The 22771-nt window shown below is 69.7% G+C and carries 21 protein-coding genes; 8 read left to right on the forward strand and 13 right to left on the reverse strand.

Annotated elements, in window-relative coordinates:
- Position 1: 1 nt before the first annotated feature.
- The 3 genes from RCP37_RS15720 to RCP37_RS15730 are packed head-to-tail and all read right to left on the reverse strand — an operon-like array spanning position 2 to position 3040.
- Entirely contained in the window at positions 2-1138 is a 1137-nt protein-coding gene (locus RCP37_RS15720; RefSeq protein WP_308483969.1) for a TobH protein, read from the reverse strand.
- On the reverse strand, positions 1135-2541 hold the full coding sequence (locus RCP37_RS15725) for a phosphomannomutase/phosphoglucomutase (protein ID WP_308483970.1): 1407 nt from the start codon (positions 2539-2541) through the stop codon (positions 1135-1137). Before RCP37_RS15725 ends, RCP37_RS15720 begins: the two co-directional genes overlap by 4 nt.
- A 58-nt stretch (positions 2542-2599) precedes the next feature.
- Positions 2600-3040, reverse strand: a complete 441-nt coding sequence (locus RCP37_RS15730; protein ID WP_308483971.1) for a DUF3499 domain-containing protein — start codon at positions 3038-3040, stop codon at positions 2600-2602.
- Between the two features lie 93 nt (positions 3041-3133).
- On the opposite strand from RCP37_RS15730, the gene RCP37_RS15735 reads away from it, so the two are divergent.
- Positions 3134-3586: a metallopeptidase family protein gene (locus RCP37_RS15735; RefSeq protein WP_224977162.1), complete on the forward strand. Its 453-nt coding sequence runs from the start codon at positions 3134-3136 to the stop codon at positions 3584-3586.
- 8 nt (positions 3587-3594) lie between these two features.
- Here RCP37_RS15735 and RCP37_RS15740 read toward each other — a convergent pair whose 3' ends face one another.
- Complete coding sequence (locus tag RCP37_RS15740; RefSeq protein ID WP_373693034.1) at positions 3595-3990, reverse strand: WhiB family transcriptional regulator; 396 nt, start codon at positions 3988-3990, stop codon at positions 3595-3597.
- Positions 3991-4335: 345 nt separating this feature from the next.
- Here RCP37_RS15740 and cofD point away from each other — a divergent pair, with 345 nt between their 5' ends.
- Genes cofD through RCP37_RS15755 form a run of 3 tightly spaced genes read left to right on the forward strand, consistent with a single transcriptional unit; the run spans position 4336 to position 7207 of the window.
- Positions 4336-5340, forward strand: a complete 1005-nt coding sequence (cofD, locus tag RCP37_RS15745) for a 2-phospho-L-lactate transferase (protein WP_308483972.1) — start codon at positions 4336-4338, stop codon at positions 5338-5340.
- Positions 5337-6677 carry a coenzyme F420-0:L-glutamate ligase gene (locus RCP37_RS15750; RefSeq protein WP_308483973.1) on the forward strand — a complete coding sequence of 447 codons (1341 nt, stop codon included), beginning with the start codon at positions 5337-5339 and terminating at the stop codon, positions 6675-6677. The genes cofD and RCP37_RS15750 overlap by 4 nt, the downstream gene beginning before the upstream one ends.
- Positions 6674-7207 carry an NUDIX hydrolase gene (locus RCP37_RS15755; RefSeq protein WP_308483974.1) on the forward strand — a complete coding sequence of 178 codons (534 nt, stop codon included), beginning with the start codon at positions 6674-6676 and terminating at the stop codon, positions 7205-7207. Before RCP37_RS15750 ends, RCP37_RS15755 begins: the two co-directional genes overlap by 4 nt.
- A gap of 14 nt (positions 7208-7221) precedes the next feature.
- Here RCP37_RS15755 and RCP37_RS15760 read toward each other — a convergent pair whose 3' ends face one another.
- The 4 genes from RCP37_RS15760 to rfbD form a co-directional block, all read right to left on the reverse strand.
- Positions 7222-7578 (reverse strand): Rv1352/Rv1906c domain-containing protein, encoded by a 357-nt coding sequence (locus RCP37_RS15760; RefSeq protein WP_308483975.1) that lies wholly within the window; start codon positions 7576-7578, stop codon positions 7222-7224.
- A gap of 89 nt (positions 7579-7667) precedes the next feature.
- The gene (gene manB, locus RCP37_RS15765) at positions 7668-8741 is read right to left on the reverse strand and encodes a mannose-1-phosphate guanylyltransferase ManB (RefSeq protein WP_308483976.1); all 1074 of its coding nucleotides are present in this window, start codon (positions 8739-8741) and stop codon (positions 7668-7670) included.
- A complete protein-coding gene (locus RCP37_RS15770) occupies positions 8738-9625 on the reverse strand; it encodes a glycosyltransferase family 2 protein (protein ID WP_308483977.1) in 888 nt (295 codons plus the stop codon). The genes manB and RCP37_RS15770 overlap by 4 nt, the downstream gene beginning before the upstream one ends.
- A gap of 10 nt (positions 9626-9635) precedes the next feature.
- The gene (rfbD, locus tag RCP37_RS15775; RefSeq protein ID WP_308483978.1) at positions 9636-10493 is read right to left on the reverse strand and encodes a dTDP-4-dehydrorhamnose reductase; all 858 of its coding nucleotides are present in this window, start codon (positions 10491-10493) and stop codon (positions 9636-9638) included.
- Between the two features lie 180 nt (positions 10494-10673).
- Here rfbD and RCP37_RS15780 point away from each other — a divergent pair, with 180 nt between their 5' ends.
- From RCP37_RS15780 to ctpC, 4 genes are all read left to right on the forward strand, one after another.
- On the forward strand, positions 10674-12146 hold the full coding sequence (locus tag RCP37_RS15780; RefSeq protein WP_308483979.1) for an LCP family protein: 1473 nt from the start codon (positions 10674-10676) through the stop codon (positions 12144-12146).
- Positions 12147-12156: 10 nt separating this feature from the next.
- Positions 12157-12882 (forward strand): TIGR03089 family protein, encoded by a 726-nt coding sequence (locus RCP37_RS15785; protein WP_308483980.1) that lies wholly within the window; start codon positions 12157-12159, stop codon positions 12880-12882.
- 135 nt (positions 12883-13017) lie between these two features.
- Complete coding sequence (locus tag RCP37_RS15790; RefSeq protein WP_046284995.1) at positions 13018-13299, forward strand: DUF1490 family protein; 282 nt, start codon at positions 13018-13020, stop codon at positions 13297-13299.
- Positions 13300-13310: 11 nt separating this feature from the next.
- On the forward strand, positions 13311-15494 hold the full coding sequence (gene ctpC, locus RCP37_RS15795) for a manganese-exporting P-type ATPase CtpC (protein WP_308487111.1): 2184 nt from the start codon (positions 13311-13313) through the stop codon (positions 15492-15494).
- Positions 15495-15590: 96 nt separating this feature from the next.
- Here ctpC and RCP37_RS15800 read toward each other — a convergent pair whose 3' ends face one another.
- From RCP37_RS15800 to RCP37_RS15820, 5 genes are all read right to left on the reverse strand, one after another.
- Entirely contained in the window at positions 15591-16259 is a 669-nt protein-coding gene (locus tag RCP37_RS15800; RefSeq protein WP_308487112.1) for a cation efflux transmembrane domain-containing protein, read from the reverse strand.
- 133 nt (positions 16260-16392) lie between these two features.
- Positions 16393-18393 carry a serine/threonine-protein kinase PknD gene (locus RCP37_RS15805; RefSeq protein WP_308483981.1) on the reverse strand — a complete coding sequence of 667 codons (2001 nt, stop codon included), beginning with the start codon at positions 18391-18393 and terminating at the stop codon, positions 16393-16395.
- An 84-nt stretch (positions 18394-18477) separates the two neighbouring features.
- Positions 18478-19596, reverse strand: a complete 1119-nt coding sequence (gene pstS, locus RCP37_RS15810; RefSeq protein WP_308483982.1) for a phosphate ABC transporter substrate-binding protein PstS — start codon at positions 19594-19596, stop codon at positions 18478-18480.
- An 82-nt stretch (positions 19597-19678) separates the two neighbouring features.
- On the reverse strand, positions 19679-20998 hold the full coding sequence (locus tag RCP37_RS15815; RefSeq protein ID WP_308483983.1) for an acyltransferase family protein: 1320 nt from the start codon (positions 20996-20998) through the stop codon (positions 19679-19681).
- Positions 20999-21004: 6 nt separating this feature from the next.
- Positions 21005-22747, reverse strand: coding sequence for a DUF2339 domain-containing protein (locus RCP37_RS15820; RefSeq protein ID WP_308483984.1), 1743 nt, complete (start codon positions 22745-22747; stop codon positions 21005-21007).
- Between the last annotated feature and the right edge of the window lie 24 nt (positions 22748-22771).

Here is a 22771-nt window from a genome sequence, read left to right on the forward strand (position 1 = left end):
GTCAACCCCGCAAAAGTCTCACGTAGGCGGCGGCCATCTCCAACCGCACGGCCAACACCGCAAGCTGCTGTTCGGCCCGGGCCGGTCCGCTCGGCGACGGTCCCCCCACCGGCACAGCCGGGCTCGCGGTTTCCTCCGAGGCACCCGGCGTCACCGGCACATCCCCGGCTGCGATCAGCTCGACATCGGGTAGGCCGTTGATGCGGGCCGCCACCACCGTGCGTTCGGCGGCCAGCGTCAGGGCCAGCACCCGCAGCCGGTCGGCGGCCGGGCCGTCGATCTGGTCGTCGTGAAAGATGTCGGCGACGTCGCGGCCATCGGCGGATCGCGCCCGCAGCACGCTCACCGCGTCGGCCAGCCCGGTCGCTGCCACTGTGGTCCGACCGATCCGCAGCATCGCCGCGCTGCCGTGCCGCGCCAGCGCCAGGGTCGCCGCGCAGTCACCGGCCAACGCGACGTCGCGGCCCACGATGCGGTCCGCCAGCATCTTCGCCGGGTTGGTGAACAGCTCACGCGCGGCACTGTTGCGCAGCGCCTCGGCGTCGAGCTCGTCGGCCAGCGCCCCCAAGTCGATCTGCGCGGCCGCGCCCTCCAGGGCGTCCATGATGGCCAGCCCGGCGGCCAGGTAGCGCGGCAGGCCGAACTCCGCCGAGACGGCGATTCGCGGTTCCAGCACGGTGACGCGGCCGGCGGTGGCGTCACGCAGGGGCCCCTCGTAGGGTGCGACCACCACGACCCGCGCGCCGCGACGTACCCCGGCCGCGGCCGCGGCGACCAGCGCCGGGTCGCCCGGGTCGTCGCCCGCGACGATCAGGACGTCCAGCGATCCGATCCAGGACGGGACCTCTGCCGCGAGCACCAGCGGTGCGCGCGCCGAGTCGCCGCGGGTGGCGGCCAACAGGCTGCCGGCCGTGGCCGCGGTGCCGCGGGTGGACAGCCAGATGATCGTCCGCGGCGGGTAGTCAGGGCTCTCGCTGCGCACGGCATCCAAGGCGCCCTCATCGACCGTCGCGGCGGTAGCGCGGACCTGCGCGCCGGCCATCGATGCGGCCCACAGTGCGCCGTCGCGGTCAGCCGCCAGCAGGGCCTCGGTGTCATCGAGGTCGACGGTGGAGAAGGAGCCGGAGAACGCGGTCACGGACGCGACTTCTCCGCGGCGCCGACGGTCTCGATCTGCGCGGCAATCCGGGCCACCACCGCGTCCACCGCGGCGGCGTCGGGCGCCTCGACGTTGAGCCGCAGCAGCGGCTCGGTGTTGGAGCTGCGCAGGTTGAACCAGCTGCCCGAACCCAGGTCGACGGTCACGCCGTCGAGGTGGTCCACGGACGCCACCTGGTCACCGAACGACCCGACCACCGCATCCACGCAGGCCTGCGCATCGGCGACAGTGAAGTTGATCTCGCCGGACGCCGCGTAGCGCTGATAGTCGGCGGTGAGCTCCGAGAGCGGCCGCTGCTGTTCACCGAGCGCGGCCAGTACGTGCAGCGCTGCCAGCATGCCCGAGTCGGCACCCCAGAAGTCCCGGAAGTAGTAGTGCGCCGAGTGCTCCCCGCCGAAGATGGCCCCGGTCTCTGCCATCAGTCCCTTGATGAAGGAGTGCCCGACCCGCGACCGCAGCGGCGTGCCACCGCGCTCGGTCACCAGTTCCGGCACGGCATGCGAGGTGATCAGGTTGTGGATCACCGTCGCACCGGGCTCGCGGTCCAACTCGCGGGCCGCCACCAGGCCGGTCACCGCCGACGGCGACACCGGCTCGCCACGCTCGTCGACCACGAAGCATCGGTCGGCGTCGCCGTCGAAGGCCAGGCCAATATCGGCGCCGTGCTCACGGACGAATGCCTGCAGATCCACGAGGTTCGCCGGATCCAGCGGGTTGGCCTCGTGGTTGGGGAAGTTGCCGTCCAGCTCGAAATACAGCGGCAGCAGCGTGATCGCGCCGACCGATCCGAACACTGCCGGTGCGGTGTGGCCCGCCATCCCGTTGCCAGCGTCGACCGCCACGCGCAGCGGACGCAGACCGGAGATGTCGACCAAAGAGTGCAGGAATGCCGCATAGTCGGCCAGCACATCGCGGTCGGTGATGGTGCCGCGCGATCCCTGGCCGTCGCCGACCGGGTCGACGCCGGCGATCAGCTCATCGCGGATCCGGCCCAGGCCGGTGTCGGCGCCCACCGGTTTGGCACCGGCCCGGCAGAGCTTGATGCCGTTGTAGGCGGCCGGGTTGTGGCTGGCGGTGAACATCGCACCCGGACAGTCCAGCGCCCCCGAGGCGAAATAGAGCTGGTCGGTCGACGCCAGCCCGATCCGGACCACATCCAGGCCGCGGGCAACCACGCCCTCGACGAACGCCGCAGACAGCAGTGGCGAACTGTCCCGCATGTCGTGGCCGATCACCACCTGCCGGGCGCCTTCCTCGGCCATCAGCCGGGCAAACGAGGACCCGACCTCGGTGACGAGGGTTTCATCGATTTCCGAACCGACCAGGCCGCGTACGTCGTACGCCTTGATCACACGGTGGACAGCCGCAGCGGGCCGAGACATGGACAGGGCTCCTGACGCAGTGGACTCTTGACGCTCAAGCCTAGCCCGGAACCCGCGATCAGTCCGAAGGGTCTGGCAACACACGCAGGTGGCCACGGCGTCGACCATTGGTCTTGCCGGGCGGACCGGGCGGTGCCAGCACACCACCACCGGTTCCGGCGGTGGGCGCTCCGCGGGTCGGGGAGTCGACCGGATTGGCCTGGGGGTACCACCCGTTGGCCGGGGCCGCCCGCCCGGATTCGCGCTCGCGAACCGCCTCGGCAAGCGCGATCAGGTCGTCCTCTTCGGGCGAAACCCAAGGGCCGGGGTGGCGGACCAGTTCCCAACCGCGCGGCGCGGTGATCCGGCCCGCATGGTTGAAGCAGAGGTCCCAGGAATGCGGCTCAGCGGCCGTCGCCAGCGGGCCGACCACGGCGGTGGAGTCCGAGTAGACGAACGTCAGCGTCGCCACCGCATAGTGCGGACACCCTGGCCGGCAGCAACGACGGGGAACGTTCACGCCCGTGAGGCTATCGTGGCCGCTCGCCCCCGCATCGCCGGACACGCGCAAGGCGCCGGCACCCTATGCACAACCGTTACCATCTTCTGCGTGATCGCCACGCGTCGCCGCTGGCGCGGCCGCGAAACCCGCGGGCCGCTGTTGCCGCCTACCGTGCCGGGCTGGCGCACCCGCGCCGAACGGTTCGACATGGCCGTGCTGGAGGCCTACGAGCCCATCGAACAGCGGTGGAAGCAACGGTTGACGGCGCTCGACGTCGCGGTCGATGAGATCCCGCGGATCGCCGCCAAGGATCCCGACAGTGTGCAGTGGCCCCCAGAGGTGGTCGCGGATGGGCCAATTCCACTGGCCCGGTTGATTCCGGCCGGGGTGGATGTTCGGGGAAATCCGACGCGTGCCCGAATCTTGCTGTTCCGCAAGCCGATCGAGCAACGCGCAAACGACAGCACAGAACTCGGTGATTTATTGCACGAGATTCTGGTGGCTCAAGTCGCCACCTACTTGGATGTCGAGCCGAACGTCATCGACCCGACGATCGACGACTAGTCCCTAACTCAGATGATGCCGCGCTTGAGGCGGCGGCGCTCACGCTCGGAAAGCCCACCCCAGATACCGAAGCGCTCGTCGTGAGCCAAGGCGTATTCCAGGCACTCGCTGCGAACCGAGCAACGCTGGCAGATCTTCTTGGCCTCCCGAGTCGAGCCGCCCTTCTCCGGGAAGAACGCCTCGGGGTCGGTCTGCGAGCACAGGGCGCGGTCCTGCCACTGCTCATTGGTGGCTGTCGCGGGGTCGAACGGGTCGAACTCGTCGTAGTCCTCGGGCTCGGGAACCAGACTCAGATGCGGTCGACTGGGCATCACCTCCAGCCCGCTCGGCCCAGCCATTTCAGCCATTTCGGCACCGGCGTGCGGTGCTCCCCCCATCACGCCCCAAAGGTGCTCATAGGACATGCTCCGCCTCCTCACCTGTAGCGCGATCCTGATATGTCGGCCGAATCGAAAGATGCTGACCGTCCCGATTCGAACATGTGATCGAATCTCGGTCTGCGACACCGAAATCGGCTGGCCAACCGGGAAATGACACTAGTGTGATTAGACACGGGTTGATCAGCCCGGTCAAGCTGATTGGCCAAATTCCTTACCATCCCGTGATCGATTTCCAACGTGTCCGAGACCGGCGAGTCCGTGTCATCTACCCCACACCCGCCCGCGGCGTGTCTTACCGCGCCCCCGATACAGCGACGACGGCGGTCCGCCACGCCAGCGGTAGCGGCGCCAAAGGTACTGTCGTGCGCTGTGAAGGTCACCGTTCTCGTCGGGGGGGTCGGCGGCGCCCGGTTCCTGCTCGGCGTCCAGAAACTACTGGGTCTGGGCCAATTCGCCGAATCCCCAGCTGACAACGGGGCCGACCCGCACGAGCTGACCGCGGTCGTCAACGTCGGCGACGATGCCTGGATGCACGGGGTGCGCATCTGCCCCGATCTGGACACTTGCATGTACACCCTGGGCGGTGGCGTGGATGACGAGCGCGGCTGGGGTCACCGCGACGAGACCTGGCACGCCATGGAGGAGTTGGCCCGCTACGGGATGCAGCCGGACTGGTTCGGCCTCGGCGACCGCGACCTGGCCACCCACCTGGTTCGCACCCAGTCGCTGCGCGCCGGTTATCCGCTGACCGAGGTGACTTCGGCGTTGTGCGAGCGCTGGCAGCCGGGCGCACGGCTGTTGCCGGTCACCAACGACAGCTGCGAAACCCACGTCGTCATCACCGATCCGGCCGACGACACCCAGCGCGCGATCCACTTCCAGGAGTGGTGGGTGCGCTACCGCGCCCAAGTTCCCACCCACGGGTTCGGCTTCGTGGGCGCAGAGAAGGCCACTGCCACACCCGAAGTCGTCGACGCCATCACCGGCGCCGACATTGTGCTGCTGGCCCCCTCCAATCCGGTGGTCAGCATCGGTGCCATCCTGGCCGTTCCGGGTGTCCGCGCGGCGCTGCGTTCCACTGCGGCACCGGTCGTCGGCTACTCCCCGATCATCGCTGGAAAGCCGTTGCGCGGCATGGCCGATGTCTGCCTGAGCGTGATCGGCCTGGATTCCACCTCCCGGGCCGTCGGCGAGCACTACGGCGCCCGCAGCGGGACCGGGATCTTGGACTACTGGTTGGTGCACGAGGGCGAGTCCCCCGACGGCTCCGACATCGCCGGCGTGACCGTTCGCGCCGCCCCGCTGCTGATGACCGATCCGGCGGCCACCGCCGAAATGGTCCGCACCGGACTGGATCTCGCGGGGGTGCGATGACCGAGCACGGCAGCGCCGCCAAGGTCGAGATCCTGCCGGTGACCGGCTTAGGCGAATTTCGGCCCGGCGACGATCTCGCGGCCGCGCTGGCCCAAGCCGCACCGTGGCTGGCCGACGGGGACGTCCTGGTCGTCACCAGCAAGGTGGTGTCCAAGTGCGAGGGCCGCATCGTGCCGGCGCCACACGACCCCGAGGCACGTGATGCGTTGCGCCGCCAACTGGTCGAGGCCGAGGCGGTACGCGTACTGGCCCGCAAGGGCCGCACCTGGATCACTGAGAATCGCCTCGGACTGGTGCAGGCCGCCGCCGGTGTGGACGGCTCGAACGTGGGCTCCGACGAACTCGCGCTGTTGCCTGTCGATCCCGACGGCAGCGCCGCCGCGTTGCGCGCCGGACTGGCCGAGCGTCTGGGCGTCAGCGTGGCTGTGCTGATCACCGACACCATGGGCCGCGCCTGGCGCAACGGCCAGATCGACGTCGCGATCGGCGCGTCGGGCCTGTCTGTGCTCAACAGCTACGCCGGGTCCGTCGACCGGCATGGCAACGAATTGGTGGTCACCGAAGTCGCCGTCGCTGACGAACTCGCCGCGGCGGCCGACCTGGTCAAGGGCAAGCTCACCGATGTTCCGGTGGCGGTGGTCCGTGGTGTTGCCAGCCCCGACGACGGTTCCACCGCAGCCGCATTGGTGCGTTCCGGATCCGAGGACCTGTTCTGGCTGGGGACCGCCGAGGCCATCGAGGTAGGGCGCGGGCAGGCTCAACTGCTGCGCCGCTCCGTGCGCAGCTTCGCCGGGGAACCCGTTCCGGCGCAACTGATCACCGACGCTATGGCCGAGGCCCTGACTGCCCCGGCGCCGCATCACACCCGCCCGGTCCGGTTCGTGTGGCTGCAGACCCAGAGCGTGCGTACTCGGTTGCTCGATGTCATGGCGCAGCAGTGGCGATCCGATCTGACCGGCGACGGTAAAACCCCAGAGTCCATTGAGGCTCGAGTCTCGCGTGGCCAGATCCTGTATGACGCACCCGAAGTCGTTATCCCGATCATGGTGCCCGATGGCGCCCACCACTACCCCGATGCCGTCCGCACCGCCGCCGAGCACACCATGTTCACGGTCGCCGTCGGTGCCGCCGTCCAGGGCCTGTTGGTGGCACTGGCGGTACGTGGCGTGGGCAGCTGCTGGATCGGTTCGACCATCTTCACCCCCGAGTTGGTCCGCACTGAACTGGATCTGCCGCCCGACTGGGAACCCTTGGGCGCCATCGCGATCGGCTACCCCACCGACCCGCCCGAGCCCCGCGCACCGGCCGACGTCGGCGATCTGCTGGTACGGCGATGAGTCTGCACGACTCCGCCGTCGCGGCGCTGAGCGCTTGGGACGCACCCGATTCCGCGCAGGACTCGCTGCGGCATGCGGTGCTTGCGTTTCTGGCTGCCCGCTCCGACGCGTGCCGGCGCGAATGCGTTCCCGGCCACATCACCGCATCCACCCTGGTGCTCGACCACACCGGTGAACACGCGCTGCTCACGCTGCACCCGCGGGTGGGCCGCTGGCTGCAGCTCGGTGGGCACTGCGAGGACACCGACCCCGACATCGCCGCCGCCGCCCTGCGCGAGGCCACCGAGGAGTCCGGCATCACCGGCCTGCGACTGGATCCGGCGCTGGCAGCTGTACACGTGCATCCGGTGACCTGCTCGCTGGGCGTGCCGACCCGGCACCTGGATCTGCAGTTCGTGGCGCATGCGTCCGCGAATGCACAGATCGGTATCAGTGACGAGTCGCTTGCGCTGCGCTGGTGGCCGGTGAACGGCCTACCTCCGGACGCCGACGACGCGCTGCGGCACCTGGTGGCGCGGGCCGTCAGATAACCCTGCCCGCGGGCTCACTGGGAGTCGGTGACCCGTGTCCAGGGCTGGCAATTCTGCGACTCGAAGGCCTTGACCGTGACGGGAATGCTCGCGTACATCGGACCAATAGACGTATTCGTTTGGACCACATGGTCCTTGGCCGCATCCGGTGTGCTGTAGGTGAACCACGAACACATCGACTCTTGCGTCGGCACGTTGTTGATCCACACGCCGAAGGCCGAACCCGACCCGCCGGTGTGATACAGGCCAGGCGCGATATCGGTGCCGACCGCAAAGACGCCGTTGCCGGGAATCGGGTCAAGCGGATCCGCGGCAGCCGGCGGCGCCATGGCCACTGCTGCCAGGCACGCGACGAAGACCTTGATGAACATGGCTACGACTATCCACCGTTGACACTGCGTGTACGGCGGAAAAGTGCGAGAAAGGTGCGCCCTGAGCGCAGAGTCAGCGGAAAACCGGCTCAGACGTCCGACGAGTAGCGGATTCCGCAGTCGGGGATCGACACCCCGGGCCACACCCGGGCCCCGCGCAGCAGCTCGCAGCGGGCACCGATGTCGGCGCCGTCGCCGATCACCCCGTCACGGATCAGCGCGCGCGGCCCGATCCGGGCGCCGAACCCGATGATCGAGCGTTCGATCACACTGCCGGCCTCGACTTTCACCCCGTCGAAGATCACCGCGCCATCGAGGCGGGCGCCCGGGCCGATCTCGGCGCCGCGGCCCACCACGGTTCCGCCGATCAGCACCGCCCCCGGCGCCACCGAGGCACCGTCGTGCACCAGCGCCTCGCCACGCCGGCCGCCCAGCGCCGGTGACGGCGCGATGCCGCGCACCAGGTCCGCCGACCCGCGCACGAAGTCCTCCGGGGTGCCCATGTCGCGCCAGTAGCTGGTGTCGACGTATCCGCAGACCTTCACACCGTCTGCCAGCAGCGCCGGAAACACCGAGCGCTCCACCGACACCGGGCGTCCGCGCGGGATGCGGTCGATGACGTCGCGGGACAGCACGTAGCAACCGGCATTGATCTGGTCGGTCGGCGGGTCCTCGGTCTTCTCCAGGAACGCGGTGACCCGTCCGTCGTCGGTGGGCACGCAGCCGAAGGCACGAGGGTCACCGACGCGGACCAGGTGCAGGGTCGCGTCGGCGCCCTGCTCGCGGTGGTACGCGTGCAGCTCGGTCAGATCAGCACCGGACAGCACGTCACCGTTGAACACCATCGCGGTGTCATGGCGCAGCTTGGGTGCGACGTTGGCGATACCGCCGCCGGTGCCCAGCGGCTCCTCCTCGGTCACGTAGTCGATCTGCAGGCCCAGCGCGGCGCCGTCGCCGAACTCCTCGGCGAACACCTCCGGCTTATACGACGTGCTGAGGATGACGTGCTCGATGCCGGCGGCGGCGATCCGCGACAGCAGGTGAGTCAGGAAGGGCAGACCCGCGGTCGGCAGCATCGGCTTGGGCGCCGACAGGGTCAGCGGCCGCAGCCGGGTCCCCTTGCCGCCGACGAGGACCACCGCGTCGACTTGGCTCAGTGTCACGGGTGTCCCTTCGTCAATGTGCGGCGGGCGTTGCGCACCGCCAAGTGTGAGCGCACCGCCAGCGCGCCCCGCATGCTCCAGCGCAGCGGGGCCCGCCACCAGCCGGTGTGCCGGTCGGCGAGGTAGGTATAGGTGCTGCGGTGGTGCGCGGCCAGGTTGCGCGCGGGGTCCTTGCCGGTGGCGTGGCCCTTCTGGTGCAACACCTCGGACGACGGCACATAAACGTTGAGCCATCCGGCCTTGGCCAGCCGGTCCCCCAGGTCGACGTCCTCCATATAGAGGAAGTAGCGCTCGTCGAAGCCGCCGATCGCGTCGAACGCGGCCCGGCGCACCAGCAGGCACGCGCCCGAGAGCCACCCGACCGCCCGCTCGCTGGGCTCCAGCCGTTCCTGCCGGTAAGCGCGGGTCCAGGGATTGTTGGGCCACACCGGGCCGACCACGGCGTGCATGCCGCCGCGGATCAGGCTGGGCAGGTGGCGCGCCGAGGGATACACCGAGCCGTCCGGCTCCCGGATCAGCGGACCCAGCGTCGCCGCCTGAGGCCAGCGGGCGGCCGCGTCCAGCAGGGCTTCGATACTGCCCGGACCCCACTGCACGTCGGGGTTGGCCACGATGAGAAATTCGCTGCGCTCGCCGCCCTCGGCGTCCAGCAGCGCCACCCCGGCATTGACCGCTCCGCCGTAGCCCAGGTTGGACCCGGTGTGCAGCAACTGGACGTTGGGATAGCGCTCCGCGGCTTCCTCCGGCGATCCGTCGGTGGATCCGTTGTCGGCCATCACCACCCGCACCGGACGATCGGTCGCCAGCGACAGCGATGCCAGGAAGCGGTCCAGATGCCACCCCGGCGAATAGGTCACCGTCACCACCGGTAGCGCCTCACTCACGGCGTAGAGGTTATCTGGCCAAGGCGGCGGACAGTGCATCGCTCCACCGGCGCAGCGGTGCCAGGCCTGCGCGCGCCGACTCGGCGCCCGACAACGCCGAGTAGCCGGGCCGGGCCGCCGGGCGCGGATGCGCGGCACTGCTGACCGGCCGGACCCGGTCCGGATCGGCGCCGACGGCGGCGAACACCGCGCGGGCCTGTTCGTACCGGCTGGCTGCCCCGGCATTGGCGGCATGCAACACCCGGGCCCTCGGCGGTGCGGCGGCCAATGCCAGCAGCGCATCGACAAGATCGCCGACATAGGTCGGGGAACCGATCTGATCGTCGACCACCTCCACCTCCCCATCGCCCGCGGCCCGTTTCCGCATCACCGCGGCGAAGTCGGAGCCGCCGGCGGCGCCGGTGTAGACCCACGCGGTGCGCACCACCAGAGCATCTGGAGAGGCCGCCAGCACCGCGTTCTCGCCGGCCAGTTTGGTGGCGCCGTAGACGGACAGCGGCCGGGTGGCATCACCCGGTTCGTACGGGCGCGGCGGGGCGCCGCCGAAGTCGCCGTCGAAGACGTAGTCGGTGGAGATGTGGATCAGCCGGGCTCCGGCCCGCGCGCAGGCGGCCGCCAGGTGGCCCGGCCCGGCGGCGTTGACGGCATGGGCACGCTCGGCGTCGGTCTCGGCGGCGTCGACTTGGGTGTAGGCCGCACAGTTGATCAGCACGTCCCCGGCCCGCAAGTCGACGGCGTCGACCGCGGCGGCATCAGTGATGTCGCACTGCGCTGAGGTCAGGGCCAGCACGTCATGGCCTGCCTCGGCGGCGCGGGACGCCAGAAAAGTGCCGACTTGGCCGCCGGCGCCGGTGATCACGATCCGCATGAGCTCGAGCTTATGCGGCGGCTCCAGCTTCACCCCTCCTCCGTCGAGGCTCGCTAAACCGCCAAGCCAATGCGGCGGCTCCAGCTTCACCTCTCCTCCGTCGAGGCTCGCTAAACCGCCGGTCTGCCACGCCGCGCTCGGCTACCGGCGATACAGCAGTTACGCAAGTAATCTGAAGTGATGCCTGCGCAACGTGTGGTTCGTGTGATTGCCACGGTGGCAGCCTTCGCCATCGTCCTGGGCACCGGAGTGGCCTGGAGCCAAGTCCGGTCGTTCGAGGACGGCATATTCCACGTCTCCTCGCTGGCGCTGGGCAATGGCGGATCCGATGGCGCGGTCGACATTCTGCTGGTCGGGATGGACAGCCGCACCGACGCTCACGGCAATCCGCTGACGCCGGAAGAGCTGACCGCACTGCGCGTCGGCGACGACGAGGCCACCAACACCGACACGATCATCCTGGTCCGGATCCCCAACAACGGGAAGTCGGCCACCGCGATCTCGATCCCCCGCGACTCCTACGTGGCGGCACCCGGACTGGACAAGACCAAGATCAATGGCGTGTACGGGGCCACCCGGCTGGAGACCGCCGACGCGCTCGTCGAATCCGGGATGGACCCGATCCAGGCGCAGGCGCGCGGTACCGAGGCGGGCCGCGAGGCCCTGATCAAGACGGTGGCCGATCTGACCGGCGTCACGGTCGACCACTACGCCGAAATCGGACTGCTCGGGTTCGCGCTGATCACCGATGCCCTCGGCGGCGTGGACGTCTGCCTCAAGGAGCCGGTGTACGAGGAGCTCTCCGGCGCGGACTTCCCGGCCGGCTGGCAGCGACTCGGCGGCGCCCAGGCCCTGAGCTTCGTGCGGCAGCGCCACGAACTCCCGCATGGCGACCTGGACCGGGTCCGGCGCCAGCAGACGGTGATGGCGTCGCTGGCCCACCAGGTCATCTCCGGCAAGACCCTGTCCAGCCCCGGCACCCTGTCGCGGCTGCAGGCCGCGGTACAGCGGTCGGTGGTGCTCTCGGCCGGCTGGGACGTGATCGACTTCGTCACCAAGGCCCAAGACCTGGCCGCGGGCAAGGTGGCCTTCGCCACCATCCCGGTGCTCGAGGAAGCCGGCTGGAGCGACGACGGTATGCAGAGCGTGGTGCGCGTTGACCCCGGTCAGGTGGCCGACTGGGTGGCCGGACTGCTGCACGATCAGGACGAGGGCAAGACCGAGCTGCTGGCCTACAACCCGGGAGAGACCACCGCCAGCGTGCTCAACGACACCGACATCAACGGCCTGGCCGCCGCGGTCTCCGGGGTGCTCAACGCCAAGGGATTCGGCACCGGATCGGTCGGCAACAACGAGACCGGGCACGTGCCCACCAGTCAGGTGCAGGCCGCCTCGGCCGACGATCCCGGCGCACACGCGGTGGCCCGGGACCTGGGCGGATTGCCGGTGGTGTCCAACGAGTCGGTCCCGACCGGCTCGGTGCGCGTCGTGCTGGCAGGCGACTACACCGGGCCCGGATCGGGCATGGGCTCCGGCGGCAGCAGCGCGCAGGCGGCCGGCATCTCCAGCTACGACGACGACGAGGCGCCCCAAATCCCCGTTGCGTCACCGATTCTGACCGCGGGTTCCAACGACCCGCAGTGCGTGAACTAACGTCGCTGAGGTGATCAACCTCAGCTCGGCGATCCTTGATCCGATCATGCGCGCCGACCCGGTGGGGCCACGGATCACCTACTACGACGACGCCTCCGCCGAGCGCATCGAACTGTCCGCGGCGACGCTGGCGAACTGGGCGGCCAAGACCGGCAACCTGCTGCGCGACGAGCTCGGTGCCGGCGCGGGCAGTCGCATCGCGGTGTTGTTGCCCGCGCACTGGCAGACGGCGGCGGTGCTGTTCGGCGCCTGGTGGATCGGGGCCGAGGTGCTGCTGAACGCGCCGGACAGCGATGCCGACGTCGCATTGTGCACCGCCGAGCGGCTCGACGAGGCCGACGCGGCGGTGGCCGAAACCGGCGGCGAAGTGGTGGTGCTGTCCCTGGACCCGTTCGGCAGGCAGGCGCCCGACCTGCCGGTGGGCGTCACCGACTATGCGACCGCGGTGCGGGTGCACGGCGACCAGATCGTCGCCGAACGCGCCCCCGGCCCAGCCCTGGCCGGATCGTCGGCCGACGACGTGCTGGCGGCGTGCGAAAAGTGCGCGGCAGCGGTGGGGCTGACATCGTCGGATCGGGTGTGGTCGACCAAGGGCTGGGACAGCCCGACCGAGCTGATCGAGAACATGCTGACGGTGTTCGCCGTGGGCGCGTCCCTTGTGCAGGTCGCCAACTCCGACCCCGACCTGCAGGAGCGCCGCCGGGCCAGCGAGAAGGTCACCCGAAACCTGGATTGACGCGATTTCGGCGTGATTGTTCCCGCTCAGCGGGCGCAACCGCGCCGAAATCGCCATACGGCGATACATGCATAAATGCTTATATGCTGATACCCTTACCCGCAAGAACCCGCCGTACGAAAGAGGAGATGACCCATGGCAGTGCAGGGATTGCTGGTGAAAGCGGCGTCGACGGTGTTCACCGGGCTGGTCGGCGTGAGCGCCTATGAGGTGGCCCGCCGGGCACTGGCGAAGGCTCCGCTGCACGAGGCGGCGGTGACGGCCACCGAGTGGAGTCTGCGCGGAACCCGGCGAGCCGAAGAGGTCGCCGAGTCGGCACGATTGAAGGTGGCCGACGTGGTTGCCGAGGCTCGCGAGCGGATCGGCGAGGAGGCCACCCCGCCGGCGGCGGCCGTCGAGCACGACCACGACCACTGACCGCCATGAGCATGCCCACCGACGAGTTGACGGTCATCTCCGATGCCGCCGGCCGGATGCGGGTGCAGGTCTCCTGGGTCCGTGGCGATTCACGGCGTGCGGTGGCCGCCGAAGAGGCCGCCGGCCGCGTCAACGGTGTACGCACGGTGCACGCCTATCCGCGGACCGGTTCGGTCGTGGTCTGGTACTCCCCCAAACGCAGTGACAGCGCGGAGATCCTCACGGCGATCGCGTCTGCGGCCACCGTCGCCGCCGAGCTGATCCCCGCCCGCACGCCTCGCTCGGCCGACGTCAGCAACACCGACGTGCTGCGCATGGTGATCGGCGGCGCGGCGCTGGCACTGCTGGGGATGCGCCGCTACGTCTTCGCCCGGCCGCCGCTGCTGGGACCCAGCGGCCAGCTCGTCGCGACCGGTGCCACCGTCTTCATGGGTTATCCCTTCCTGCGGGGCGCGCTGCGCTCGATCCGGTCCGGCAAGGCCGGCACCGACGCACTGGTGACCGCCGCGACCGTGGCCAGCCTGGTACTTCGGGAGAACGTGGTCGCGCTGACCGTGCTGTGGCTGCTCAACATCGGTGAGTACCTGCAGGATCTGACGCTGCGCCGCACCCGCCGTGCCATCTCGGATCTGTTGCGCGGCAACCAGGACACCGCGTGGGTCCGGTTGCCCGACGGCATTGAAGTGCAGGTGCCCATCGACACGGTGCAGATCGGCGATGAGGTGATCATCCACGACCACGTGGCGATCCCGGTCGACGGCGAGGTCATCGACGGCGAAGCAATCGTGGACCAATCGGCCATCACCGGCGAGACCCTGCCGGTCAGCGTGATCGCCGGGGCGCGAGTGCATGCCGGTTCGGTGGTGGTGCGCGGACGAGTGGTGGTCCGGGCCACCGCGGTGGGAAACCAGACCGTGATCGGCCGCATCATCAGCCGCGTCGAGGAGGCGCAGCACGACCGCGCACCGATCCAGACCGTCGGCGAGAACTTCTCGCGGCGCTTCGTGCCGGCCTCGTTCATCCTGTCGGCGATCACCTTGGTGCTCACCGGCGATGTCCGCCGCGCGATGACGATGCTGTTGATCGCCTGCCCGTGCGCGGTGGGGCTGGCCACGCCGACCGCGATCAGCGCGGCTATCGGCAACGGCGCCCGGCGCGGCATCCTGATCAAGGGCGGCTCGCATCTGGAGCAGGCCGGCCGGGTGGACGCGATCGTGTTCGACAAGACCGGCACGCTGACGGTGGGACGTCCGGTGGTGACCAATATCGTTGCCATCCACAAGGATTGGCAGCCCGAACAGGTACTCGCCTATGCCGCCAGCTCGGAGCTGCATTCCCGTCACCCGCTGGCCGAAGCGGTGATTCGGTCCACCGAAGAACGCCACATCAGCATCCCGCCGCACGAGGAGTGTGAGGTCCTGGTGGGGCTGGGCATCCGGACCTGGGCCGACGGCCGCACCCTGCTGCTGGGCAGCCCGAACCTGCTGCGCTCGGAGAAGGTCCGCATCTCCAAGAAGGCGGCGGACTGGGTCAACAAGCTGCGCGCGCAGGCCGAGACCCCGCTGCTGCTGGCGGTCGATGGCACCTTGGTCGGGTTGATCAGTCTGCGCGACGAGGTGCGCCCAGAATCACGCGAAGTGCTTGAGGCGTTACGCGCCAAAGGCATTCGTCGCATCATCATGCTCACCGGCGATCATCCGGAGACGGCGGCTGCGGTGGCCGCCGAACTCGGCATCGATGAATGGCGAGCCGAGGTGCTGCCGGAGGACAAGCTGCAGGTGGTGCGCGGACTGCAGGACGAGGGCTACGTGGTGGGCATGGTCGGTGACGGCGTCAACGACGCACCGGCCTTGGCCGCCGCTGACATCGGTATCGCGATGGGGCTGGCCGGTACCGATGTTGCGGTGGAGACCGCCGATGTCGCCCTGGCCAACGACGACTTGCGCCGGCTGCTCGACGTCAGAGACCTGGGCGGACGTGCTGTTGAGGTGATCCGGCAGAACTACGGCATGTCGATCGCGGTCAACGCCGCCGGTCTGTTGATCGGCGCCGGCGGTGCGCTGTCACCGGTGCTCGCGGCGATCCTGCACAACGCGTCGTCGGTGGCCGTCGTCGCCAACAGCTCGCGGTTGATTCGCTACCGGCTGGGCGCCGAGTCGGCCACGCCGATGGCGTCCGTGCCGTCCGTGCCGTAATCTGTCGACGTCCCGACTGTTCCTGTCGAGCACCACCACCAGCTCCAGGGCAGTCGGGACTTAGCGTCGGTAGGCGCAACAATCCGTTAGCAGCCTTTAACAGCCGCAGCCCTCACCGCGCCAGGACCGGAAACCCTGCCACACCGAAACGGCGGCAACCCCCAGACCGATCAGCGGGTCCAGCCACCAACCGCCGGACCACCCGGTGGTGAGAGTCAACCCGACCAGTACCGCGGCGGCCTGGATCGCACACAGATAGTTCTGCACTCCCTCACCGACTGTCGCCGCCGAGCCGAGCCGCGTGCCGAGCCGCCGCTGGGCCCGGCCCAGCATCGGCATCACCAGCACGGCCGCCGCGGTGACCGCGATGCCGATGGCGCTGCCCTCGCTGCGGTGGTCGCCGAAGAAGTGGCGTATCGATTCCGCGGCGATATAGGGGGCGTTGATCCAGAACGAGATCGCCACGCCGATCTGAGCGCGCCGCTCCGCCGTCTCGGACAGTGTGCGGGCTCCGGTGAACCGCCAGATCACCACGGCCCCGGCCATCGCCTCGGGAATGGCGCCCAGCGCCCAGCCGGTCAGGGCGATCGAACCGGCGGCCAGGCCCTGCCACAGGCCCACCACGCCTTCGATACCCACCAGGACCAGGCTTACCCAGGCAAGCCGCCGAGCCCAGGTCGCTGCGCGGTGCCAGCCCCCATCGCGAACAACGGAGACACCATGGGCGTGTCCAGCATGATCGTGATCGTGGTCGTGGTGCCCGATGGTCGTGACCGGGGCGTCGATCACCGAATCGGCGATGCCCGCTGCCGGGCCCACGACGCTGCTGTCCACGCAAAAAATGTTACCTGGCGTTTCGGTGAGGCAGCCGTCACAGCGCCGGCGCCTCAGGCGGCACTCAGCTGTTGGAGTCCACCTTGACGACGCGGTCGTTGCCACGGTCGGCGACGAAGACATTGCCGCGTTTGTCGACGGCGACGTCCAACGGGGCGTTGAGTCCGGTGAACGGCAGCACCACCGGGATCGCGGCCCCGGCGGCCAGCTTCACGACCTTGTTGCGGTTGTGCTCGGTGACATAGACGTCGCCGGCTTCGTCCACCGCGATGCCCCACGGTGCGACGATCCCCGCGAAAGGCAGCACCACCTGTTCGCCCGAGGCGGCCACCAGCTTGAGCACCCGGTTGTTGGCGGTGTCGGTGACGTAGACATTGCCGGCGGAGTCGACTGCCACCCCGTCGGGCTTGTTGAGGCCGACGAACGGCACCGTGGTCTGAGTGTTGGTGACGGTGTCCAGGCGCAGCACGACGTCGTTGCCGCGATCGGCAACATAGACGTTGCCGCCGTCGGAGTCCACCGCCACCCCGTCAGGGTCGTCCAGGCCGGCGAACGGCAGCACCGTGTGAGTCTCGGAGTCCGCGCTGAGCTTGACCACCCGATTGTTGACATCGGAGAAGTAGATGTTGCCGATGCCGTCGACCGCCACGCCGCGCGGCTGGTACTGGTCACTGAAGGGCACCACCGTCGAGGCGGCCGAGTCGGCGGCCAGGCGCACCACCCGGCCGTGGATGCCTTCACTGCTGACGTAAACGTTGCCGTCGCCGTCCAGCGCCACCCCACCCGGTGAGAGCCGGAAGTCCAGGTCGGTGAACGGCAGCACGTCCTGCGGGGGCGCCGCCACCGGCGTCGCCGACGAGGGCTCTGAGATCACGTGCCCGATGCCGGCGACGACGGTGACCGCGGCAACCGCCGCGGCCGCCACCAGCACCGGCTTGCGGGGCAGCCGCCACCGTCGAGACGGGGTGGGGATCACCGTGGTCGAAGTCTGCAGGTCGTTGCGCAGCAGGGGTGACATCGGGAACGGCGCCGGGGGCGGGCCGCCCAGACCGGCACCCAAGGCGGCACCGAATCCGATGTCGGTCGGCGCCCATCCGGCTCGGCTCACGCCGGCCGACGCTGCGCCGCCACCTCGGCCCTCGGCTCGGGGCTCGGGTTCCAGGCCGCCGTGCAGGTGCAGTGCGGGCTCGCCACGCCGCAGGATCCGGGACACCTGGTGCCGTTCGGGCTCGGTCAGCGCCTGGTAGGCCGCGGCGGCGAGCTCACCGGCGCTGCTGTAGCGCTCCTCGGGTTTGCGGGCCAGTCCACGGGCCAGCACCGCGTCGATGGCCGCCGGAACGCGCCCCGGGCGCAGCTTGCTCGGTTGCGGAGGCTCGGCGGTGCGGCGTTCTTCTATCGCCTCGTCGAGGGTGTCGGCGGAGAACGGGCACACCCCGCTGAGTGCCTCGGCCAACACAGCCGCCAGCGAGTAGATGTCGGCGAGGTGCGTGACCTGCTCGCCGGTCAGACGCTCGGGCGCCATATAGGTGAGGCTGCCGACCGCCGGCTTGGCCCGCACGCCCGGTTCGGCGATGGCCGCGGCCACCCCGAAGTCCATCAGATAAGCCAGGTCGTCCTCGGTGAGCAGGATGTTGTCGGGTTTGACGTCGCGGTGCACGACATAGGCGTTGTGGGCCGCGTCCAGGGCCGCGGCCACCTGCCGCACGATGGCCACCGCCCGCGGCGGGCTCAGTGGGCCTGCGTCGGCCAAAGCGGTGGCCAGGTCGGTGCCATCGATCAGGCCGGTCTCGAGATAGAGCACCTCGTCGATCTCGCCGTAGGCGCGGATCGGCACCACATGGGGCTCGGTCAACTGCCCGGCCGCTTCGGCCTCGTCCTCCAGCCGGCTGCGGAACGCCTCGTCGGCGGAGAGCGACTCGGAGATCAGCTTGAGCGCCACCGTCTCGTCGTTGCGGGTGTCCTCGGCCCGGTAGACCTCACCCACGACGCCGTGGCCGAGCAACCGCCCCAATTGATAGGGGCCGAATCGCGATCCGGTCCGCGAACCCGGCTCGGGATTGTTCACCGACGACGCTCCCTTCGACCACAGTGCCGCGCACTGCGGCGAAAGATTGGCTACCAGACTAACCGGCGCCGACGCCGCAAATGGTCACGAGATCGCGTTGACCGCCGTCTGGAGCCTGGTTTTGAAGGACGCCGGCAGAGGAATGAAGCCGTACTGGTCCAGCCGGTCCTGGCCTGGACCGATCGCAGCCTGCAGGAACGCCTTGACGGCCGTGCCGGTGGCCGCGTCGGGGTATTTCGAGCAGACCATCTGGTACGTCGCCGCCACGATCGGGTAGGCGCCGTGCTCGGCGGTCCGGTAGAGGGACGCCGTGTCCAGCACCAGGTCGTTGTCGGGGTTGGCGTCGGACACGAATTTCGCCCCAGCGATCGTCTTGCCGACCGATTCGGCGGAGATCGCCACCGGTGCCGCGCCGGCCGCGGTGACGATCTGAGCCATGGGCAGCTGTTTGCCGACCGCGAACGACCATTCGTTGTAGCTGATGGAGCCGTCGGTGGTCTGCAGCACCGCCGCGGCACCGTTGTTGCCGGTGGCACCTTCGCCGACGCCGCCGTTGAACATGTCGCCGCCGCCGGGGTACCACGCTCCGTCGGAGGCCACGTCGAGGTACCTCTGGAAACTGGCAGTGCTCGGTGACCGGTCGCTGCGGTACACCACATGGATGGGCAGTGCGGGCAGCGCGACACCGGCGTTGAGCGCCTTGATCGCGGGGTTGTCCCAGCTGCCGATGCTGCCGCTGAAGATCTTCGCCAGGGTGGGCCCGTCCAGGCTGAGGCTGGCCACCCCGTTGAGGTGGTAGGTGACGGCTATCGGACCGAACACCAGTGGCAGGTCCCAGGCCGGTGAGCCGCATCGCTCCGCGGCCCGTTCCGGCTGCGACTTGCCGGGGTCCATGGCCACCTCGGAGCCGGCCAGGTCGATCTCGTTGGCGATGAAGTCATCGACACCGGCGGCGGAGCCGTTGGCGTTGTAGACCAGCGCCTGCCCGGGACAGGCCCGGGAATAGGCGTAGGCGAACTGCTCGATCGCGTTGGCCTGGGCGGTCGAGCCGCCGGCATGCAGTTCCTGCTTGCCCCCGCAGTCCACGCCTGCCGCCGGGTCCTGGGCGGACACCAACTGAGCGGAGCCGCCGCCGCAGGCCGAAACCGTCAGTGCGCCAACAGCCAGCAGGGCCGGCAGCACGGTCGATCGGCCGAATTTCACAGGACGACACTGTACCGCGACCCGCCGCGAGCGGGCCTGGTACGGGCGGATGCGGTGCGACCGGCACTCCCCCGCCGCCGAGTCAGGACCGCGACGTGGTGTGCGATGACGGCGCGCCGGCCCCGGCGACCAGCAGCCGCGCACTGATCAGCGCGACCAGCATGACCGCGACGCAGATCAGCCCGTCGTCTTTGAGACCCCATTTGATCGCGACCAGCGTTGCCGTTCCGGCCATCATGAGCAGCAGGCCCGCGGTGGTGCCACGGCCCGGCGCCGCCGAGATCGGAGCGTCCCAGCCGGGCAGCGGGTTGTTCTCCAGCGGCCGCAGCACCACGAATGACAGCGCTACGGCGGCCGCCACGATGATCAACTGCGCGACGCTGATGGCGACGAAGTGCGGCTGACCCGGGTAGCGGGCCCAGCCCAGTTGGTCGAAGACCAGGTGCACACCCAGCAGCACCGGGATATGCCACAGGTACAGCGTCATGGCCCCGGAGTTTCCGACCGCGGTCAACCACCAGACCCGGGGCCGTTGCGCCCATCGGGTGATCGCCGGCGCGGCGCAGATCGCCAGCGCGCTCATGGCGATCGCGTGCCCGGCCAGCAGCAGGGACGGCGGGCTGGTGTTGGACAGCTGGTGGTCACCGGTGCCGACCATGCTCAGTTGGTAGGGCCCGAACCGCACCAGCGCGACGTCGATCGCCACCATGAACACCGCGATCGCCAGCGCCGCGCATCGCGGCAGCAGTGCTCGCCGGTAGGCGACACCGAACATGGCGGGGATGAGCCAGACGGCGAGGTTGAGATAGCCGAGTGGCGCCAGCGCCGGGTGCTGCAGTCGTAGTGCGTCGATCACGCCGATCGCTGCATAGACCGCGGTGACGCCGACGAAAAGCGTTCCGGCGGTGGTGATCCGGTATAGCAATGGCATCGCGGCCAGCACCAGCACGTAGGCGCCGAGGAACCACAGCAGTTGAATACTGACGCCGGCGACCGGTTCGTAGACGTGCTGCGGCAGCAGCGGGCGCAGCACCGCCAAGGCGGCAGCCCAGAACCCCAGGTAGTAAAAGACCGGCCGGAACAACCGGATGCAACGTTTCATCAGCCAAGGGCCCCATTCGCCCCCGGGCCGCCAGGTGGTCAGGCAGGCGGCGGCGCCGGCGAAGAAGAACAGCGGCATGACCTGGAAGGCCCACGTCAGCCACGCCAGCGCGGGTGTGGCCGTCAGGAGGTTGTCCCAGATCAGCACGCCGTCGCGGATCGTGCTGGTGGCCATCACGGTGTGGCCGACCACGACGCCGAGCAGCGCGGTGATGCGCATGACGTCCAGGGCGCGATCGCGTCCGGCCGGTGTGGCCGCGGCCAGCTCGTTGGGGTTGGGGAAGCCCAGCAGGATGGTCATCGCCGGTCACCTCTCGTCCTGCTGCGCCAGGCTGCGGGCGTAGCCGGTGCCCATCCCCAGCAGCAGCAGCCCCGCGACGATGAATGCCGCGACCCGGAACATGCCGTCGAGGGTGCCCAGATCGAACAGGAACAGCTTCGCGGTGGCGGCCGCCGTGAGCGCCAGGCCGGCGGTGATCGCCCAGGTACGGGCGCCGCGGTCGTCGAGGCGCAACGCATAGCGCAACAACACCGCTGCCATCACGATCCAGCAGAGCGTGGCCGCCATGTGGCCGGTCAGGAACCCGCCTCCGGTACCGCCGATCGCGACACCCGCGGTGACGGTGAACGCGGTGACGGCGTAGCCGATCAGCGCCCCGCCGGCCACGGCCAGGATCGGTGTATTCGCGGGGTTCGTGTTGGGGGCGGCGGCGTATGCGCGCGCCATGACGACCACCAGCGCGATCATCAGCAGGCTGGCGGTCAGCGTGGAGACCGTGTCCGCACTCGACATCGTCGTCGCGCTGATCAGATAGTCCGGCGCTGCGTAGCGCAGGTAGACGATCGCCCCGGCGAATCCGAATCCCGCTGCGACCCAACGGGCCACGCCACCGGTCCGGCCGGCTACCCCGACGACGACGGCCATCGCCAGCAGCACCGGGGCCAGCACCGAGCCGTGCAGGGCGGTGGTCACCGCGATCAGCGCGGCAACCGCGGACAGTGCCGAGAAGACCTGCACGACGACCGGCTGCAGTGCCCGGTGTACTCCGACGACCGCCAGCATGACGACCGAGAGCGTGGCCGTCAGCACCGTGGCCGGCACCTGATCCACCGCGGCTCCGGCCGCCAACACCGGCAGCGTTCCGGCGGCGGTCAGCAGCGCGATCGCCGCCGGCCTGGTGGTGGTCGGCAGCACCAACAGTCCGCTGACGACGGACAGCAGCCCGCCCACGGCGCAGGCGCCGCCGACCAGCCAGCCGTCGCCGCTGATGGCGCCCAGCGCCAACAGCAGGGGCAGCGTGGCGGCCGCGCTGCGGGCCGCGAAGATCCCGGTCCAGTCCTTGCCCAGCTGCACGGGCAGCGCCGCCGCCGACAGTGCCAGCAGGAATCCGATCAGCAGCAGGTCGACGTCGCCGGTGAGGATCGGGGCCAGACCGATCAGCGGGACCAGCACCAGCACCCCGAGGTGTTCGGAGTCCCAGCGTCGCGCCAGCGCCAGGCCGGCCCCGCCGACCGTGGCCGCGATCACCAGGCCCACGGCTGCCGGGATCCACTGGTAGTAGGCGGTGATCGCGATGATGTCCAGGTAGGCCGCGGCGATCCCGGTGGCGGCCAATGCAATGGCGCCGGTCCGTCCACCCGGCCGGCCGTGCAGCCGGCAGGCCGCGCCGACCAGCACGGCCGAGAGCGCGAAGCCGCCGGCCACCCGGATCTGCGGGCGCAGGATGCCGGCTTGGGCGGCCAGCACCAGCAGCAGCACCACCCCGACCAGGGTCACGGCGACTCCGGCGACGGCCAGTACTTTGCCGATCCAGCCCGAGTCGCCCGCCGCGGTAACAGGTTTCGGTTCCATGGCGATCGGCGGGGCCGGTCGAACCGGCACGGCAGGCGGGGCCACCGGCCCCATCGGGGCGGTTGGGACGAACTGGGGAACCGGGGTGTGCAGCGCCCGGTCCAGTTCGGCGAGTTCAGTCGAGACCCGGTAGAGCTGCCACGACAACGCGTGGCATTCCGCGGTAAGCCGGTGCAGCACGGCATGTGTTTCGGTCACGCGAGCAACGATGCCGCATTTCCG

The sequence above is a fragment of the Mycolicibacter sp. MU0102 genome (genome assembly GCF_963378105.1).
Classification (GTDB): domain Bacteria; phylum Actinomycetota; class Actinomycetes; order Mycobacteriales; family Mycobacteriaceae; genus Mycobacterium; species Mycobacterium holstebronense.